Origin of the sequence: Clostridium intestinale DSM 6191, from assembly GCF_900130055.1 — a bacterium.
Taxonomy (GTDB): domain Bacteria; phylum Bacillota; class Clostridia; order Clostridiales; family Clostridiaceae; genus Clostridium_T; species Clostridium_T intestinale.
In genome coordinates this window covers 350470-368167 of sequence record NZ_FQXU01000007.1, presented here as the reverse complement: position 1 = coordinate 368167, position 17698 = coordinate 350470, and the positions used below count along the sequence as shown (strand labels likewise).

General features: G+C 31.3%; 16 protein-coding genes and 1 pseudogene. 15 read left to right on the top strand and 2 right to left on the bottom strand.

From position 1 onward, the window contains the following. Window positions 1-609 (top strand): annotated as a pseudogene (locus tag BUA92_RS12785) (dihydroxy-acid dehydratase); the annotation flags it as partial. Window positions 610-1264: 655 nt separating this feature from the next. Further along, window positions 1265-2383: a TMEM165/GDT1 family protein gene (locus BUA92_RS12780; protein WP_073020048.1), complete on the top strand. Its 1119-nt coding sequence runs from the start codon at window positions 1265-1267 to the stop codon at window positions 2381-2383. Window positions 2384-2478: 95 nt separating this feature from the next. Here BUA92_RS12780 and BUA92_RS12775 read toward each other — a convergent pair whose 3' ends face one another. Next, complete coding sequence (locus tag BUA92_RS12775) at window positions 2479-3408, bottom strand: AraC family transcriptional regulator (protein WP_073020047.1); 930 nt, start codon at window positions 3406-3408, stop codon at window positions 2479-2481. Between the two features lie 142 nt (window positions 3409-3550). On the opposite strand from BUA92_RS12775, the gene BUA92_RS12770 reads away from it, so the two are divergent. Together BUA92_RS12770 and BUA92_RS12765 are read left to right on the top strand one after the other, a co-directional pair. Then, the gene (locus BUA92_RS12770) at window positions 3551-4291 is read left to right on the top strand and encodes an SDR family oxidoreductase (protein ID WP_073020046.1); all 741 of its coding nucleotides are present in this window, start codon (window positions 3551-3553) and stop codon (window positions 4289-4291) included. Between the two features lie 176 nt (window positions 4292-4467). Then, window positions 4468-4980 carry a hypothetical protein gene (locus BUA92_RS12765; RefSeq protein ID WP_073020045.1) on the top strand — a complete coding sequence of 171 codons (513 nt, stop codon included), beginning with the start codon at window positions 4468-4470 and terminating at the stop codon, window positions 4978-4980. 48 nt (window positions 4981-5028) lie between these two features. On the opposite strand, the gene BUA92_RS12760 is transcribed toward BUA92_RS12765, so the two are convergent. Next, entirely contained in the window at window positions 5029-5538 is a 510-nt protein-coding gene (locus BUA92_RS12760) for a flavin reductase (protein ID WP_073020044.1), read from the bottom strand. 351 nt (window positions 5539-5889) lie between these two features. Here BUA92_RS12760 and BUA92_RS12755 point away from each other — a divergent pair, with 351 nt between their 5' ends. From BUA92_RS12755 to BUA92_RS12705, 11 genes are all read left to right on the top strand, one after another. Further along, window positions 5890-7569 carry a 2-oxoacid:acceptor oxidoreductase subunit alpha gene (locus BUA92_RS12755; RefSeq protein WP_073020043.1) on the top strand — a complete coding sequence of 560 codons (1680 nt, stop codon included), beginning with the start codon at window positions 5890-5892 and terminating at the stop codon, window positions 7567-7569. Beyond that, window positions 7569-8429 (top strand): 2-oxoacid:ferredoxin oxidoreductase subunit beta, encoded by an 861-nt coding sequence (locus tag BUA92_RS12750; protein WP_073020042.1) that lies wholly within the window; start codon window positions 7569-7571, stop codon window positions 8427-8429. The genes BUA92_RS12755 and BUA92_RS12750 overlap by 1 nt, the downstream gene beginning before the upstream one ends. A 108-nt stretch (window positions 8430-8537) precedes the next feature. Next, window positions 8538-8888 (top strand): arsenate reductase family protein, encoded by a 351-nt coding sequence (locus BUA92_RS12745; protein WP_073020041.1) that lies wholly within the window; start codon window positions 8538-8540, stop codon window positions 8886-8888. Between the two features lie 37 nt (window positions 8889-8925). Further along, a complete protein-coding gene (locus tag BUA92_RS12740) occupies window positions 8926-9567 on the top strand; it encodes a carbonic anhydrase (RefSeq protein WP_073020070.1) in 642 nt (213 codons plus the stop codon). 73 nt (window positions 9568-9640) lie between these two features. Beyond that, entirely contained in the window at window positions 9641-10024 is a 384-nt protein-coding gene (locus BUA92_RS12735) for a YkvA family protein (protein ID WP_073020040.1), read from the top strand. A 101-nt stretch (window positions 10025-10125) separates the two neighbouring features. After that, window positions 10126-10671, top strand: coding sequence for a phosphatase PAP2 family protein (locus tag BUA92_RS12730; protein WP_073020039.1), 546 nt, complete (start codon window positions 10126-10128; stop codon window positions 10669-10671). A 72-nt stretch (window positions 10672-10743) separates the two neighbouring features. After that, on the top strand, window positions 10744-11544 hold the full coding sequence (locus tag BUA92_RS12725; RefSeq protein ID WP_073020038.1) for a ZIP family metal transporter: 801 nt from the start codon (window positions 10744-10746) through the stop codon (window positions 11542-11544). Between the two features lie 355 nt (window positions 11545-11899). After that, the gene (locus BUA92_RS12720; RefSeq protein WP_021801247.1) at window positions 11900-12298 is read left to right on the top strand and encodes a hypothetical protein; all 399 of its coding nucleotides are present in this window, start codon (window positions 11900-11902) and stop codon (window positions 12296-12298) included. A gap of 29 nt (window positions 12299-12327) precedes the next feature. Continuing rightward, complete coding sequence (locus BUA92_RS12715; RefSeq protein ID WP_073020037.1) at window positions 12328-12627, top strand: hypothetical protein; 300 nt, start codon at window positions 12328-12330, stop codon at window positions 12625-12627. A 272-nt stretch (window positions 12628-12899) separates the two neighbouring features. Beyond that, window positions 12900-16553, top strand: coding sequence for a methionine synthase (gene metH / locus BUA92_RS12710; RefSeq protein WP_073020036.1), 3654 nt, complete (start codon window positions 12900-12902; stop codon window positions 16551-16553). Window positions 16554-16589: 36 nt separating this feature from the next. Continuing rightward, complete coding sequence (locus BUA92_RS12705; protein WP_073020035.1) at window positions 16590-17546, top strand: D-2-hydroxyacid dehydrogenase; 957 nt, start codon at window positions 16590-16592, stop codon at window positions 17544-17546. Window positions 17547-17698 lie beyond the last annotated feature (152 nt).

Below are 17698 nucleotides of genomic sequence, written 5' to 3'. Positions count from 1 at the left end.
GCTGAAAGTCCAATAAGTGAAATAGGAGCAGTATCAGTACTTAAAGGAAACCTAGCACCAGAAGGATGCGTGGTTAAACACTCAAGTTTACCTAAAGGAATGAGAGATATAAAACTAAGTGCAAGAGCCTTTGACTCAGAAGAAGAAGCCTTTGAAGCAACTATAAATGGAGGCATAAAACCAGGAGATGCAATAATAATAAGATACGAAGGACCAAGAGGCTCCGGAATGCCAGAAATGTTCTATACAACAGAAGCCATAGCTTCAGACGAAAAACTAAACTCAACAGTAGCTCTTATAACAGATGGAAGATTCTCAGGAGCAACTAGAGGACCTGCTATAGGACACGTATCTCCAGAAGCGAGTAATGGAGGACCAATAGCTTTAGTTAAAGATGGAGATATAATCCACATAGATATAGAAAACAGAGGAATAAACATAGTAGGAATAAATGGACAAGAAAAATCAAAAGAAGAGATAGAGAAAACACTAAAAGAAAGAAAAGAAGAATGGACACCAAAACCACCTAAATATACTAAAGGAGTACTTGGAATGTACACAAGTTTAGCGACTTCAGGTATGGAAGGCGGAGTAATTAAAATAAGATAAAGAATAGTAGAAGAGCTTAGCAAAGTGCTGAGTTCTTTTAATTTTGGGTAAAGAGTATTTTTCTACAGAGAAAACAAATAAATCAGAGGTATGCAGGAGTTTTGAAGCAGTGCAAAAGCGCAGCATCGTTACTCAAAAGCATAGGAGCATCGGAAAAGCGGAAAGGTGGACTGTAGGAGCATAGGAAAATTTCAAAAGTGGAACATAAGAACAGTGAAAAGGCGGTGCATTGGGCTGTTAGAACAGTGGAAAAGAGGACTGTTGAAAAAGAGGAACAGCGGAGCAGTGGAATGTTGGAGAATAGGAACTGTGAAATGAAAAATATAAAATTTTTATAAGTATTGTGTAAATAAAAAAAATGTGATATTATACTTTTATTAAATAAAATAAGATAGCGTATTTCTAAAAGGGAGTAGCTGAGGCTAAGCCTATAAATAAAATCAACATACTGGAGAAATCCTGGTTTTATTTGCTTTAAAAAGATTAAAGTAGCGAGACTTTTAGATTAGTAGACCTTACTATAGGGTTTATTAATCTAAATATCTCGCTTTTCTTTTGTCTAAAAAACTAAGTAAATTAAAAAGGTACGAATATAAAATGCCCAACATTAAAGTTTGTACTTTTTATTTAAATATTGATATTAAGAGGTGGCCCAATGGTTCAAGAATTGTTAAAAGCATTTATACTTATTTTTATTGCAGAAATGGGAGATAAAACACAGATACTAGCAATGGCATTTGCAACAAAATTTCCAGTTAAAAAAGTTATAGCAGGAATATTTCTAGGATCTTTTCTAAATCATGGACTAGGTATATTGTTAGGACATTATATCTCTAACTTTATTCCAATAAATACAATACAGATAGTTGCTGGTTTTGCTTTTGTAGGATTTTCTCTGTGGACTTTAAAGTCTGATGATGAAGACGAGGAGGAAGAAGCTGAAAAATCTAAGTTTGGCGCTGTTATAACAGTTGCATTAGCTTTTTTTATAGGAGAGTTAGGAGATAAAACACAATTAACAGCAATAACTTTATCTATAGATGCGGTATATCCTTTAGTTATATTAGCGGGATCAGTTTCAGGTATGATAGCTACAGGTGTATTAGGAATTATTGTAGGCAAAAAGCTTGGAGACAAGATACCAGAGTTTACTATGAAAATAATAGCAGCTTCTATATTTATGTTCTTTGGATTAACTAAGTTATATGAAACCTTACCAGATAGTTATTTGACCCCATTAAATATTATTTTATTTTTAGCTGTATTAGTTGTAGCTGTAGTATTTTTATTAAGACCAGAAATTATAAGACGAAGACAAGGAAGACAAACCTTGTTTAAGAAGACTTCAAAAGATTTATATGACTATTACAACAAAATACAAAGTGATATAGGTGAGATATGCCTTGGAACAGAAAGCTGTGGAAGTTGTAAAGGTAACAGCTGTGTAGTAGGACATACTAAAATACTTATACAAAAAGGATTAAATGAAGAAGAGTTACTGCTTGATGAAAGTGTAGATATTAATGAAAAAACTTTAGAAAAAAAATATGATAAAAATAAGGTTATAGAGAGTTTAATAACAACTTTAGAGGTAATAAAGGATGATCCATCTAATCCAAAGTATGAAAATTTACATAAAATAAGAAAAAATCTTGAAAAAATACTCTTTGGAAAAAGTATAGAAAACATTGAAGTCTGGAGTGATTATTCAAGTAAGTTTACAAAAATGGATTCTGAAATAGCTGATAAAGTTTTTAGTGTCTTAAATAATTAAATAAATAATAATTTAATACTATTATGTTTGAATTAAAGGGGTTGTTGCACCTCTAGAAATCTAGATTTGCAGCAACTCCTTTTTATCATTTTTAACTAAAAAACAGATATTAAAGAATCTTTTAATTTTTTAACATCACTTATAGGAGGAAGTCCAAATAATCTAGCATATTCACGACTAAATTGTGAAGGACTTTCATACCCAACTTTAAATCCCGCATCAGCGGCCTCAGTAGTTTCAGAAAGAAGTAAACGACGAGCCTCTTGAAGTCTTATTAATTTTTGATATTGAAGTGGGCTCATTGCAGTTACCTTTTTGAAATGAGTGTGTAATGAAGAAACGCTCATTGAGACCTCTTTGGCTAAAGCTTCAATAGTTAAAGATTTATAGTAATCACGATTTATTATCTTAATAACTTTAGATATTGCTTGTGCATGGCTTCCTAGCATAGCAAATTGTTTAATTAAATAACCACTTTCATCTTGTAAAACTCTGTAAAGAATTTCACGCGTAATTAGTGGATATAAAATAGGAATATCATTAGGCGTATCTAAAAGTTTTATAAGTCTTAATACAGGCTCTAAAATAGATGATTTAAGTGTATTTACTACAAGACCTCTTCCGATTTCATCATTATGTTTCCACATATCAGGACAATCCTTTACTATGTTTAGAATATCGTCAGGAGAAAAACTAAGTTTAAGTGATAGATATGGAGAATCTTTGGAAGCATCAACTATTTCACCACATATAGGCAGATGAACAGAGGCTACCAAATAGGTTGCAGGATCATATCTGTAACTTTCTTGAGCTAAAGTTACAATTTTTGAACCTTGAGCAATAATACATATTGATGGGTCATATATTGAGTGAAGAGATTTAAATGGGTTTGTTGAACGAATAAGTTTTAATGCTGGAATTTCAGTATCTTGAATACCTTCTGAGTGAGTATGCAAGTCTATAAATTCGGCTAATGATTTCTTTGATTCAGTACTTATTTGAGTTTTATTAATTTCTTTAGACATAACACTCATCCTTTTGTGATTAATATAATAATTATAATTTCTTTTGTAGGATTAGGCAATAATACTATAGGAACTGTATACCACTTTAATCTACTTGAATTGTATAATTATTTCAAGAATACTGTTTAAAGGAGAGGTAGTTATGAAAAATATAGAAGAGAGAGTTGCTATAGTAACAGGAGCATCAAGAGGAATAGGGAAAACTATAGCTAAACAACTAGCTAGTTTAGGAATAAAGGTAGTAGTTAATTATTCTAGTAGCGAAGAAAAGGCATTAGAAGTAATAGAAGAGATTAATAAAAATGGCGGAGAAGGTATTGCAATAAAAGCAGATATAAGTAAAGTCAGTGAATTAGAAGATTTGTTTAAAAAGACTCTAGAGTCTTTTGGGAGAATAGATATCCTAATTAATAATGCAGGTATAATGAGAACAAAACCTTTATTAGAAATAAGTGAAAAGGACTTCGATGATCATTTTTCTATAAATGTAAAAGGAACATATTTTGCATGTAAAGAGGCTATGAAGCATATGGCTTATAACGGAAGAATTATTAATTTCTCAACTTCTGTCTTAGGTCAAATGTTCCCTGGATATAGTCTTTACGCGGCAACTAAAGGAGCGGTTGAACAAATAACACGTCAATTGGCAAAAGAATTTGGAGCAAAGAAAATAACAATTAATGCAGTTGCACCAGGGCCAGTAAATACAGAACTTTTTACTACTGGAAAAACAGTAGAACAAATAGAAGGAATGAAAAAGATGAATGCATTTGGACGTCTTGGTGAAACAGAGGATATTGCAAAAGTAATTGAGTTTTTAATAAGTGATAATTCCAATTGGATAACAGGTCAGACTATACGTGTTAATGGTGGATTTATTTAATAGGGAGGCAAAAAAGAACTTTGAATAATTTAAGGTTCTTTTTGCAGTTTGTATAAAAATAATAATAATTAACGATAATTACTAAAATCATTACTTTTATTACAAGTTCTACTAATAAATGATAAAATCTGATAAACTAAATTTAAGAATAATTGATAGAAGGGGGGATGAGTAAGGTGAAAAAATACGGATTAATTTTGATAACTCTTGGAGTAATAGCAGCAATAAGCTACATTGTTAAAGAAGATAATAATGTACCGCTTGCAGCAACTAAAGATGTAATATATAAGAAACTAGATTCAAATGAAGTTAAAAGTGAACAATTAAAAGAATCCAATATTAAGAAAAATTATGATATTGAAACTGCAAAAAAAGATATGTCATTAATTTTTTTAACAGACAGTGGAGAATATATAAATAAAAATAAGATTGATGATTTTTTTAAGCAGATGGAAAATAAAAATCAAATAAAGATAAGGTATACTCAATATGCAGGTGAATTTTTAGATAAGATGAGAGATGTAGAATTTGATGGGGAAAAAATCATATTAAAAGAATATGATACTAAGTCACCAGAAGGAGAGAACTACTTCTACATAGAAATAGCAGGTGAAAAGATAGATGTTATAGATGGATACTACAAATTATTGGATGACAAAGGTGAGAAGATAAAACTATTTCCCCAGTAAAACTAAGAGGTAATAAAAAGCAGGAAGCTTTTTATTACCTCTTTTAAATTATTGTTTTATAAGAACTTTTTGAACCTCTGAGATATACATTGTATGGTAGTCTTTATCTTGATAGAATTTGTCATCAAATCCATCTACAGAAAAACTTTCAGGTGATAATTCTTGAGCATAAAGTTTTTTACATATAACAGTAAGTTTTGCTTCTTCAAAGTAAGGAGTAGAACCGTCATGTGTTATTGTTAGGTTAGATTTTGATATTTTATCTTCATCTCTTCCAGAGGTGCTGCCTAAATAACCTAACTGTTTTTTAAAGCTGTTATCAAAAAATGTTAATGAAAAAGTATCTGAAGCATCTACAAATTCTTTAGTGTAACGATGAGGTCTTATAAAAATATAAGCTGCAGGTTTACCCCACATAATACCAAGTCCACCCCATGAGGCAGTCATAGTATTTACTTTTCCTTCTTTTTCAGCAGTAATTAAAGTCCAATCACTGCCTATAAGTTTAAATGGATTTTCAGTTAATTCTTCTGGTTTGATTTCTACGAATGTACTCATAATATATCTCCCTTCATATTTTAAGTAATTTAATAACATTTTACCATAATATGTTCGGTGAAGAGATATTTATTTAACTAATAATCGATGTAATACACGAACTTTGTGTGATTGCTAAATCATAAATATATAGGAGAAGCAATAAAATATACAATGCTATAGAATAGTTGCGAAATAATAAGCAAATTTAAGCTAGAGGTAACTATACCTCCCTAGGGCATAATAATTAAGAATATCTATTGATAATAATTATTGATTAAAAAGAATTATCATTTATAATAGAATTAAGAACTGAATTTTATTAAGTTTTTAAGATAGATTGACACCTAATTATCAAGGAGGTAACTAGAAGTGAATTATAATGTTTTAATTGGCGGCGCTGCTGGCCAAGGTATGGATACTATTAGTAATTTTTTAGAGAAAATACTAAAGAAAAAAGGTTTTTATGTTTTTACAAACAAAGATTATATGTCAAGAGTAAGGGGAGGTCATAACTTCCTTCAAGTGAGATTTTCAGATGAACCTATATATACTCATACGTCTAATGTTGATGTTATTTTTGCATTAGATCAAAACACAATAGATCTTCATATGGAAAGATTAAGTGAACATGGAGTTGCTATAGGAGATGATGCATTAGTTTCAGAAGATAGCAGATTTAAAAAACTTCCACTAAAAAAGACTGCATTGGAATTAAAGCTTTCTAAAGCATTAGGAATGGTGGGATTAGGAGCTGTTATTAAGTTTTTCGGAATTTCATTAGAGGGTGTAGAAGAAATATTTCCAAAGAAATTCGCACCGCAAATAAGAGAAACAAATATACAAGCTTTAAATAGAGGATATGATTTAATAGATACAAAATTTCAATTAAAGGGTGGAAACTTAGAAGATCATCTTTTACTTGATGGAAATACAGCTATTGCTTTAGGGGCACTGGCAGCAGGGGTTAACTTTTACTGTGGTTATCCTATGACTCCAGCTACTTCTGTAATGACTTATCTTTCTAAAAAACAAGTTCAAGCAGGAATAGTAGTAGAACAGGTTGAGGATGAAGTTGCAGCTTTAAATATGGCAATAGGTGCATCTTATGCAGGAGCTAAAGCCATGACTGGTTCTTCAGGTGGAGGAGTATCTTTAATGGTTGAAGCTTTTGGGCTTGCAGGTATTATGGAAACACCAGTAGTTGTTGTGGATTCTCAAAGACCAGGACCAGCTACAGGATTACCTACAAGAACAGAGCAAAGTGATTTAAGTTTCTTATTAACAGCATCTCATGGTGAATTCCCAAGAGCTGTATTATCAGTAAGAAATGCTGAAGATGCATTTTATCAATCTTTTAGAGCATTAAATCTAGCAACTAAGTACCAAACACTTGTTATCTTGTTAACTGATCAATACTTAGCAGATAGTAAGGTTACAGTAGCACCATATAAGTTAGATGATTTAACTATTGAAAAAGGTAAGTGGGTAGATGGACCTTTTAAAGAAGGTGAAGAATATAAGAGATATGAACTTACAGAGGATGGAATATCTCCAATGTTAGTTCCAGGTAAAGTTCCAGGTCAAACTGTGTTAGTTGATTCAGATGAACATACTGATGAAGGTCATATAACTGAGTCAGGAGAAGTTAGAAATTCTATGATGGAAAAAAGAATGAAAAAGCAAGTTCTTATGGAAGCTGATATAGAAGAACCAGTTTATTTTGGAGTTGAAGAACCTGATACAGTATTAGTTGGATGGGGTTCTACTTATGGAGCGTTAAAGGAAGCTACAGATTTACTAAATAAAGAAGGACTTAAGGTTGCAGCATTAAGTTTTGGTGATATATTCCCATTACCTAAAAAGACTTTAGATAAGTTAAAAGGTAAAGTTAAGTTTATAAATGTTGAACAAAACTACAATGGTCAACTAGGTAAGTTTATAGCTAGCGAAACTGGAATTTTAATGGACGGAAGCATATTAAAATATGATGGACGCCAAATAAATGGAGTTGAGCTTTATGAAAGAGTAAAGAGTGAGGTGAACAAGTAATGCTTGATTTAAAAATATATGATTCAAAAGATGAAATTGCATGGTGTCCAGGTTGTGGTCACTTCTCAATATTAGATGGTATTAAACAAACCTTAGCTGAACTTGAGATTAAACCTCATGAGGCTGTTATAGTTTCAGGTATAGGCCAAGCTGCTAAAATGCCACACTATTTAAAAATAAATGGTTTTAATGGACTTCATGGTAGAGCACTTCCACCAGCTCAAGGTATTAAAATAGTAAATAAGGATCTTAAAGTAATTGTAGTAGGTGGAGATGGAGACGCTTATGGCGAGGGTGGTAATCACTTCCTTCATGCTATAAGAAGAAATATAGATATAACTCAAATAGTAGGAGATAACCAAATCTATGGTTTAACTAAAGGTCAAGGTTCACCAACTACATTTTTAGGACAGGTAACTTCAATGCAGTTTGAAGGAGTTATGCAAAATCCTTTAAATCCTTTAGCAATAGCAATATCAGCTGGGGCAACATTTGTTGGTAGAGCTTTCTCAGGAGATAAGGAAACTATGGTTAAGGTACTAAAAGAAGCAGTAAATCATAAAGGTTATGCATTAGTAGATATAGTTGAACCTTGTGTAAGCTTTAATAAGGTTAACACTTTCAAGTGGTATAAAGATAGGGTGTATAGATTACTAGAGGAATATGATCCAACAGATAGAGCAAAAGCTATGGAAAAAGCCTTAGAGTTTGGAGATAAGATTCCTACAGGAATTATCTATAAAGAAGAAGGAAAACCTGTGTTTGAGGATTTACATCCAATTGTTAAGGATAACCCACCAGTAGTGGATAGGGAATGGAATGTTAAAAACGTAGAAAAATTCCTTAATGAGTTTAAGTAATAGGAAATATATAAGATGCTGCAAACTTAATGTAGCATCTTTTTTATTTTTGTAGTTACATAATTGATATTTGTGATATAATATATAAAAATTTGTTAGGAGGAGATTATGGAAGCATTATTCGTTAATTATCCTAAATGCACTACCTGCATAAAGGCTAAAAAATTTCTAAAAGAAAACAACATAGACTTTATAGATAGACACATTGTTGAAGATAATCCTACTAAAGAAGAGTTGAAAAAATGGTTAGATAAAAGTGGACTAACAATAAATAAATTTTTTAATACAAGTGGGAAATTATATAAAGAAATGAATTTAAAAGACAGAGTAAAAAGTGATTCAGAGGAATCTTTATTAGAACTACTTGCTACTAATGGAATGCTTGTAAAAAGACCTATATTAGTAACAGAAGACAAGGTTTTAGTAGGATTTAAAGAGTGGGGAAAAGATTTATTATAATCATAAGTTGTAAGTAGGGGGCTATAAATTGACAAGAATGTTAGAGGCTAAAGAGTATCTTAAAAGATTGCTTAAGGGAAATGAAAATTTTTATAACAAGGACAACTATGAAGAGGTAGATATATCAAATAATAAAATAGAAAGCTTAAGAGAAAATCAATACCCTTTTGGAGTAGTTGTATCCTGCTCTGATTCTAGAATCACACCAACTATAGTATTTAATCAAGGACTTGGTGACTTGTTTGAAATTAGGATAGCAGGAAATGTTATGAATGAAGATGCTTTAGGATCAATAGAGTATGGAGTTGAAGTTGGTGGAGCATCTATAGTTATGGTTTTGGGGCACGAAAACTGTGGGGCAGTTAAGGGTGCAATAGATCAATTTGAGGAAAAAGCAGAATTCAATGGAAGTATAAAATATGTATTAAAAAAGATAGAACCATCAGTTAAGTATGTGAAAACACATTTTAAAGAGGATATCTATCTAAATACTATAAAGGTAAATATAAAAAACACATTAGATATTATATATGAAAGTCCAATAATAAAGGAATTTATAGAAAAAAAAGAAATAATTCTAGTAAGCGCACTATATAAATCAGATGGAAAAGTGGAAGTATTAGAAGTAATTGAAAGCAATATAGATAATCAGCTTATTAATTCATTAAAAGTAATATAGACAAGTATATTAAGAAGTTATAAAGTGGTTAAACTGAACAGTATAGAAATAAATTAAATTGGAAGGTGCTTTTATGAGAAAAAGCTACAAAAAATTTTATTCTGAAAATAAGTTGTTTTCAAAATTAAAGAAGTATGCTACAAAAGCAGGAACTAAGGTTGTGTATGCTATTTTAATTTTATTTTATGCTATGAAAAAACCTGAGATATCTATGAAAGAAAAGCTAATAGTAATAGGTGCTTTAGGGTATTTTATCGCACCAATAGATAGTATACCAGATTTTATACCACTTGCAGGATTTACAGATGATTTTGGAGCTTTGATGTTTGCATTAATAAAAATAGCAAGGCACGTTGATGATGAAGTAAAAACAAAAGCTAAAAATAAATTAGATAGTTGGTTTAAAAATATTAATGAAGATGATTTGATAGTTGTTGAAAGAAGATTATTTACTTAAAAGCGGTTATGCCGCTTTTATTTTTGCCATATTTATACTAGGATAAGTGGTAGCATAAAAATTTTAAGTTTATTATTAAAAGTTATTTTAGGAGGAGAGTAATGGATTTTATTAAAAGTTTGGATTTAAATACTTTTGATTTTATTCAGAAGTATATATCAAATAGTTTTTTGGATAGTGTTTTGCCTATCATAACCAATTTAGGTCATGGGGGTGCTATTTGGATTGTAATTTCATTAGCCCTAATAATAAGTAGAAAATATAGAAAAGCTGGAATACTTACATTAGCCGTACTTTTAGTAAACTATTTAATAGGTGATGTAGCATTAAAAAACATAATCGAAAGGGAGAGGCCCTTTATAAGCATAGAGGGAATTGAGCTTATAGTTAAGCCACCAAGCTCTTTTTCTTTTCCATCAGGACATACTTCAAGTGCTTTTGCTGCAGCTACTATCTTAAGTTTACACATTAAGAAGTATTCTTTTTTATTTATTACATTAGCATGTATCATAGGTTTTTCTAGAATTTATTTATATGTACATTATTTGAGTGATGTCATAGCAGGAATGTGTTTAGGAATTGTAGTTGCAATGATATGTAATATAATTTGGGAGAATTTTTTAGAAAAAAAGTTTGCAAAAGTATAGAGAATCGATAAATTCTGATATCAATCTACTTTTTTTATTCATATATTGGATAAGGAAAGGAGATTGATATAGATGGAAAACTATAATCCTATCTTACTTGCTCTTATAGCGACTTTATTTACTTGGGGTATAACTGCTCTTGGAGCAGCAGTAGTTTTTTTCTTTAAAGACATAAATAAAAAAGTTTTAAATGCCATGTTAGGTTTTGCTGCAGGAATTATGATAGCAGCGAGCTTTTGGTCATTATTAAAACCTTCTATAGAGATGGCAGAGGAAATGGGAATTGTTCCTTGGATACCTGCTGTTATAGGATTTTTATTAGGTGGATTTTTTCTAAGAGTTGTAGATAAATTTTTACCTCACTTACACCTTGATAAAGGTGAAGGAGAGGAAGAAGGGGTTAAAACCTCCCTTAAAAGAAGTATACTTTTGGTTTTGGCTATAACCCTTCATAATATACCAGAAGGATTAGCAGTTGGAGTTGCATTTGGAGCTTTAGCTGATGGTGGTTCTGGAGCTACTTTAGCATCGGCAATAGCTTTAGCATTAGGTATAGGACTTCAAAACTTTCCAGAAGGCGCAGCTGTATCCGTTCCATTAAGAAGAGAAGGGTTATCTAGATGGAAAAGTTTTATGTTTGGACAGCTTTCAGGAGTAGTAGAACCTATATCGGGAGTTATAGGAGCAGTGCTCGTACTGACTATGAAAGGAATATTACCTTATGCCTTAGCCTTTGCAGCAGGAGCTATGATATTTGTTGTAGTTGAAGAACTAATACCAGAGTCGCAAGCAGATTCAGGATCTGATATTGCAACTATGGGAACAATTTTAGGATTTGCTGTTATGATGCTTCTTGATGTTGCTCTAGGCTAACAAAATACGGTGAAATAAAGGCCTATGAGTTGATAACAACTTATAGGCCTATTTTATTCTTTAGGAAATTATACACATTATTGCTGTAGCAACCCGACGTAGGAGTGGTTGCGTTAAATTCATTTATTAGACATGAAGCTCCTAAAGAATAAAAAACAAGAAAATTGAGCGCCTGCCAGTTTTTCCTCACATGCGTTTGGAAAGGCAGATGCGCAAAAAAAGTCGACGGCTCATAATCGCCTTGGCGACTTTTTTATTAAATATAGATAACTTTTTTATAACTTAGAATAAATCTCCAGTTATGTAATATAGATATATTAGAAGATATTCATAATTAGGGGGTGAGGAGTAAAGCATGGGAAGTGGTATAATTATAAAATGTAATAAATGTGAGTTTTCAAAGGAATTACTTTTAGGATATGGAATGTATAAACCTACTTTTGAGAAGACAATGGAAACTATAGATGAAAGAAATATTAATGTTGTAGAAAGGTTACTAGAAAATTACTGTGTAGAAGATTTTCATGTAACTAGACAAATATACTATTGTGAAGAATGCTCTGAAATTGTAGATAAGAGTGCTTTAAAAATTGATTTTCAAGATGGAGTAAAGTTTGAAGAGCAAATGTACTGTAACAAGTGTAATAATAAAATGGCGAAGATTAATAATTTAAAAGAAATTGATAATATACACTGCCCTAATTGCAGAGAAGCTGCTTTAACCTATATAGAAAACTATATATCTTGGGATTAATTTTAGATATATTTGGAGAAAATAAAAGTATGGATAATATTAATAATTCTGACGAAAAAGTCTTTGAGGTACGTTTAAAAAGATATTGTGAAGATATTGATACTCTTATAGGAGAAAGTCTAAAAATGCTAAAAAATATGGGAAGGGAAGTTAAGTTTCTAGGTTTTGATAAATATAACTCTCTTATTTCATTGATAGATGGAGAGAAATATAGATGTGTTAGAGGGACACAGAAATCAGGTTGTGTGAGGTTTTTCAAAACAAACTGTGAAATTTTAGATTTAAAAAACAGAGATAGGGTTTTGAATATCAGAAAGCTTATAAATTAAGGTGAGAAAAGATGTAATCATAATAATATGGTTACATTTTTTTGTATAGGATTTAGTTTAAATTTTTTGCAGAGGGCATAAAGTCAATTATTTTGTCTAAATATAGAATTGGAGTAGTTCATATAGTATAATAATACATAAAATGTATAAAGTGAAACTTATCTAGGGTCGTGCCACTGTTATCTCCCACTTTAATATAAGATGGGAGTGTTACAGTGGCTAGACATCAGATAAAGAAATACAAATAAACTAGATAATTAAGGAGGCAACTAATGAGGGGGCATTTATTTAAAGATACATTATTAATAAAGGAACTTGAAAAGAAAATACTGGTTCTTGATGGGGCAATGGGAACTTGTATTCAAGCATATAAACTTAAAGAAGATGATTTTAGGGGAGAATTATTAAAGGATTTTAATAAAGATCAAAAAGGTAATAATGATTTATTAAGTTTAACAAAGCCAGAGGTTATTAAAGAAATACAAAAAGCGTATTTAGAGGCAGGGGCCCATATAATAGAAACTAATACTTTTAACAGTAACGTGATATCACAAGAAGATTATGGATTAACAGATTTAGTTTATGATTTAAATTTTCAAGGAGCAAAAATAGCTAAAGAAGTAGCTAATGGGTTTTCGACTCCAGAAAATCCAAGGTTTGTAGCAGGTTCTATAGGGCCTACAAATAAAACTTTATCCATGTCTCCAGAGGTTGAAAACCCAGCATATAGAAGCGTAAGTTTTAAAGAGGTTTTAGATTCTTATAAAGTTCAGATAAGAGGCTTAATAGATGGTGGAGTAGATGTACTTTTAATTGAGACTATATTCGATTCCTTAAATGCTAGAGCAGCTATTATTGCAGCTGAGGAGGTCTATGAAGAAAAAGGAAAGGTTCTTCCTATAATGATTTCTGGAACAATAAATGATAAAGGTGGAAGAATTCTATCAGGTCAGACATTAGAAGCTTTTGCTGTATCTATGAAAAGCGATTATGTAATATCTATAGGTTTGAACTGTTCATTTGGAGTTAAGGAATTAGTTCCATTTGTAAAAGAGCTATCTAAAAAGCAGGACTTATATATATCTGTATATCCTAATGCAGGGTTACCAAACTTATTAGGAGAATATGATGAGATTCCAGAAATAACTGTGAAGAATTTAAAAGAATTATTAGATGAAAGTCATTTAAACATTGTAGGGGGTTGTTGTGGAACTACTCCTGCACACATTAAAGCCATACATGAACTTACACAAGAGTATTCCCCAAGAGTTATACCAGAAGTAAAAAGAGTAAGTTCTTATGCAGGATTAGAGTTACTAGAAGTTAAAGAAGAAAATAACTTTGTAAATATAGGAGAGAGACTAAATGTTGCAGGTTCTGCTAAGTTTGCAAGACTTATAAGAGAGAAAAAGTATGAAGAAGCTTTAGCAATAGCTAGGGAACAGGTTGAAAATGGAGCCCAGGTTTTAGATGTAAACTTTGATGATGGACTTTTAGAAGGAAAAGAAGAGATGGATCACTTCTTAAAGCTTTTAGCATCTGAACCTGAAGTTGCAAGAAAACCTATTATGATAGACTCATCAAGATGGGAAGTAATTTTGGCAGGTATTCAAGCTATTGGTGGAAAACCTATAGTTAACTCTATATCTCTAAAAGAAGGAGAAGAAGAGTTCTTAAAGAAAGCTAAAGTCATTAAAAGTTTTGGAGCAGCTACAGTTGTAATGGCATTTGATGAAAAAGGTCAGGCTGATAATTATGAAAGAAGATTAGAGATATGCAAAAGAGCCTATGATTTATTAGTTAATAAGATTAACTTTCCACCAGAAGATATAATATTTGATCCTAATATACTAGCAATAGCTACTGGGATGGATGAGCATGATAATTATGGAGTAGATTTTATTAAAGCAACTAAATGGATAAAGGAAAACCTACCTTATGCAAAGATATCAGGAGGAGTTTCTAATCTTAGTTTTTCATTTAGAGGAAATAATGTTATAAGAGAAGCTATGCATTCAGTATTTTTATATCATGCTATTAAAGCTGGAATGGATATGGGGATTGTTAATCCAGGAATGATAAGGATTTATGATGATATTCCAGAGGAACTTCTAGAACTAGTTGAAAATGTAGTATTAAATAAGAAGCAAGGAGCTAGAGAAGAACTTCTTGAACTTGCTGAAAAGTATAGAGAGCAAGGTGGAAAACAAGAAGAAAAAATAGAACTTTGGAGAAGTGAAGATATAGAGAAAAGACTAAGCCATGCAATAGTTAAAGGAATAAGCGATTATCTTGAAGAGGATTTAGAGGAAGCTAGAAAACAATATGATAAGGCTTTAATTATAATTGAAGGACCTTTAATGGATGGAATGAAAATCGTTGGAGACTTATTTGGTGAAGGAAAGATGTTCCTTCCTCAAGTTGTTAAGTCTGCAAGGGTTATGAAAAAGGCAGTAGAGATATTGATGCCATATATAAAAGCTGAAAATTCAAAAGGTGGCTCTAAAGCTGGCAAAATACTTTTGGCAACTGTAAAAGGTGATGTTCACGATATAGGTAAAAATATAGTTGGAGTTGTATTAGCCTGCAATAACTTTGAAGTTATAGATTTAGGGGTTATGGTTCCTTGTGAGGAAATATTAAAAAGAGCAAAAGAGGAAAATGTAGATGCTATAGGTTTAAGTGGACTTATTACACCATCTTTAGATGAGATGGCACATGTAGCTTCAGAAATGGAAAAGCAAGGGTTTGATGTTCCATTATTAATAGGTGGTGCAACGACCTCTAAAACTCATACAGCTCTAAAGATAGCACCTAATTACTCTAATGGAGTAATTTATGGAGGAGATGCTTCAAAGACTGTAGAGATTCTTAAGGAGCTAATGAAAGATAAAAAAGGATATTTAGAAAAGGTAAAAGAAGAGTATGAAAAAGCAAGAGAAAATTATAAAGCTATTTCTATAAAAAATGTTTCTATAGAAGAGGCTAAAGGGAAAGCTTTAAAACTTGATTGGAATACTGAAGTAATAGATAAACCTGAGTTTATAGGAATAAAAGAAATTAAGTATTCAGTTAGAGAACTTAGAGAATATATAGATTGGACTTTCTTCTTTATAGCTTGGGAAATGAAAAAAACTTATCCAGAAATTTTAGAAGATGAGAAGTATGCACAAGAAGCTAAAAAGCTATTTAAGGAAGCAAATGAAATGTTAGATGAATTAGAGAAAAATAACAAAGTGTGTCCAAAGGGTGTATTTGGTATTTTTCCATGTAATTCTATAGGAGAAGATATTGTTATTCACGATGAGAAGGGTGGAGTTTTAGAAACTTTCAATTTCTTGCGTCAACAAAGAGAGAAATCAGAAGGCTCTTATTTATCCTTAGCTGACTTTGTAGCACCTTTAGATAGCAATAGAGTGGACTATATAGGCGGATTTTTAGTGACAGCAGGTACTGAAGTAAATGAGTATGAAAGAGAACTTAAAAATAGCGGAGAAGACTATAAAGCTATTATGCTTAAACTTTTATGTGATAGATTAGCTGAAGCTTCTGCTGAGAAATTACATGAAGAAATAAGAAAAGTATATTGGGGTTACTCAAAAGAAGAAAATATAACTAAAAAGGAACTATTCCAAAGCAAATATAGAGGAATAAGACCAGCCTTTGGTTATCCATCTTTAAAAGATCCTAAACAAATGGAGAAACTATTTAAGTTATTAAATGGAACTGAGGTAACTTCTGTAACTTTAACTGAAAGCTATATGATGAACCCTGTATCATCTGTATGTGGATTGTACTTTGGGGCTCCAAAATCAAGATATTTTGATCTTCTTAAACTTTCTAAGGATCAAATAGAGGATTATAGCAGAAGAACAGGTGAAAAGATTGAAGTAGTTGAGAAGAGACTTAATAACTATTTATTATAATAAGAGATAAAAGGAACTTTAGGAGGAAGAGTATTCATGAGAAAAATTGTGATATTAGATGGAATAAGTATGGGGAATGTAGATTTTAGCTTGTTAAATTCTTTGGGAGAAGTAACTTATTATGATTTAACAGAGGATAATGAAGTTGCTTCAAGAATTCAGGATGCAAATGTAATTTTAACTAATAAAGTTGAGTTAAATAAAGATAACTTATCAAATGCAAAAAATCTTGAGCTAATCTGCGAAATGGCAACAGGTTTTAATAATATAGATATTGAGTATGCTAAAGAAAAGGGAATAGCAGTAACTAATGTTGCAGGTTATTCTACAAACTCAGTAGCTCAGCATACTTTTGCAACTCTTCTACATTTGTACAATGAAATAGCTTATTATGATGACTATGTGAAAAGTGGAAATTATGCTAAAAGTCCTATTTTCACGCATATAGATAGAGAGTTTAATGATATATCAGGTAAAACTTGGGGAATAATAGGTCTTGGAGCAATAGGAAGAAAGGTTGCGGCTATTGCTACTGCTTTTGGTGCAGAAGTTCAATATTACTCAGCGTCAGGAAATAACAACAATGCTGACTACACTAAGGTGGAGCTTGATGAACTTCTATCAACTTCAGATATAATATCGATACATGCTCCACTTAATGATAAAACTTTAGGACTTATTAATTATGAAAACTTAAAAAAGATGAAGAAGAGTTCAGTTTTAGTAAATATGGGTAGAGGACCGATTGTGAAAGAAGAGGATTTAGCAAAAGCTTTAGATGAGGGTTTGATAAAAGGTGCAGCCTTAGATGTATTTGTTTCAGAACCAATAGGAAAAGATAGTCCTTTATTACAGATTAAAAACAAGGATAGACTTGTTGCAACTCCTCATATAGCTTGGGCAAGTGTGGAAGCTAGAGAAAAGCTTTTTGGTTATTTAATTGAGAATATAGAAGCTTTTTATAAAGGAGAAAAGAAAAATAGAATAGTTTAACAACTTATGGTTGAGAACTGAAAGTTGAGAACTAATAGAGAAATATAAAAAGCAACTTTCATAAATTTCAGAAATAGGGACTTGTAATGAGATTTTTATAATCTTTATGGCAAGCCCTTCTTTTTTATTGATATTATCATAGAAAAAAATTA

Bases quoted from the DNA above. Each gene is read 5' to 3' on its own strand.
- BUA92_RS12715 (WP_073020037.1), top strand. From the start codon at position 12,328: ATGGATAATATTAATAATTCTGACGAAAAAGTCTTTGAGGTACGTTTA.
- metH (WP_073020036.1), top strand. From the start codon at position 12,900: ATGAGGGGGCATTTATTTAAAGATACATTATTAATAAAGGAACTTGAA.
- BUA92_RS12705 (WP_073020035.1), top strand. From the start codon at position 16,590: ATGAGAAAAATTGTGATATTAGATGGAATAAGTATGGGGAATGTAGAT.
- BUA92_RS12780 (WP_073020048.1), top strand. From the start codon at position 1,265: ATGGTTCAAGAATTGTTAAAAGCATTTATACTTATTTTTATTGCAGAA.
- BUA92_RS12720 (WP_021801247.1), top strand. From the start codon at position 11,900: ATGGGAAGTGGTATAATTATAAAATGTAATAAATGTGAGTTTTCAAAG.
- BUA92_RS12750 (WP_073020042.1), top strand. From the start codon at position 7,569: ATGCTTGATTTAAAAATATATGATTCAAAAGATGAAATTGCATGGTGT.
- BUA92_RS12735 (WP_073020040.1), top strand. From the start codon at position 9,641: ATGAGAAAAAGCTACAAAAAATTTTATTCTGAAAATAAGTTGTTTTCA.
- BUA92_RS12775 (WP_073020047.1), bottom strand. From the start codon at position 3,408: ATGTCTAAAGAAATTAATAAAACTCAAATAAGTACTGAATCAAAGAAA.
- BUA92_RS12760 (WP_073020044.1), bottom strand. From the start codon at position 5,538: ATGAGTACATTCGTAGAAATCAAACCAGAAGAATTAACTGAAAATCCA.
- BUA92_RS12740 (WP_073020070.1), top strand. From the start codon at position 8,926: ATGTTAGAGGCTAAAGAGTATCTTAAAAGATTGCTTAAGGGAAATGAA.
- BUA92_RS12730 (WP_073020039.1), top strand. From the start codon at position 10,126: ATGGATTTTATTAAAAGTTTGGATTTAAATACTTTTGATTTTATTCAG.
- BUA92_RS12725 (WP_073020038.1), top strand. From the start codon at position 10,744: ATGGAAAACTATAATCCTATCTTACTTGCTCTTATAGCGACTTTATTT.
- BUA92_RS12745 (WP_073020041.1), top strand. From the start codon at position 8,538: ATGGAAGCATTATTCGTTAATTATCCTAAATGCACTACCTGCATAAAG.
- BUA92_RS12770 (WP_073020046.1), top strand. From the start codon at position 3,551: ATGAAAAATATAGAAGAGAGAGTTGCTATAGTAACAGGAGCATCAAGA.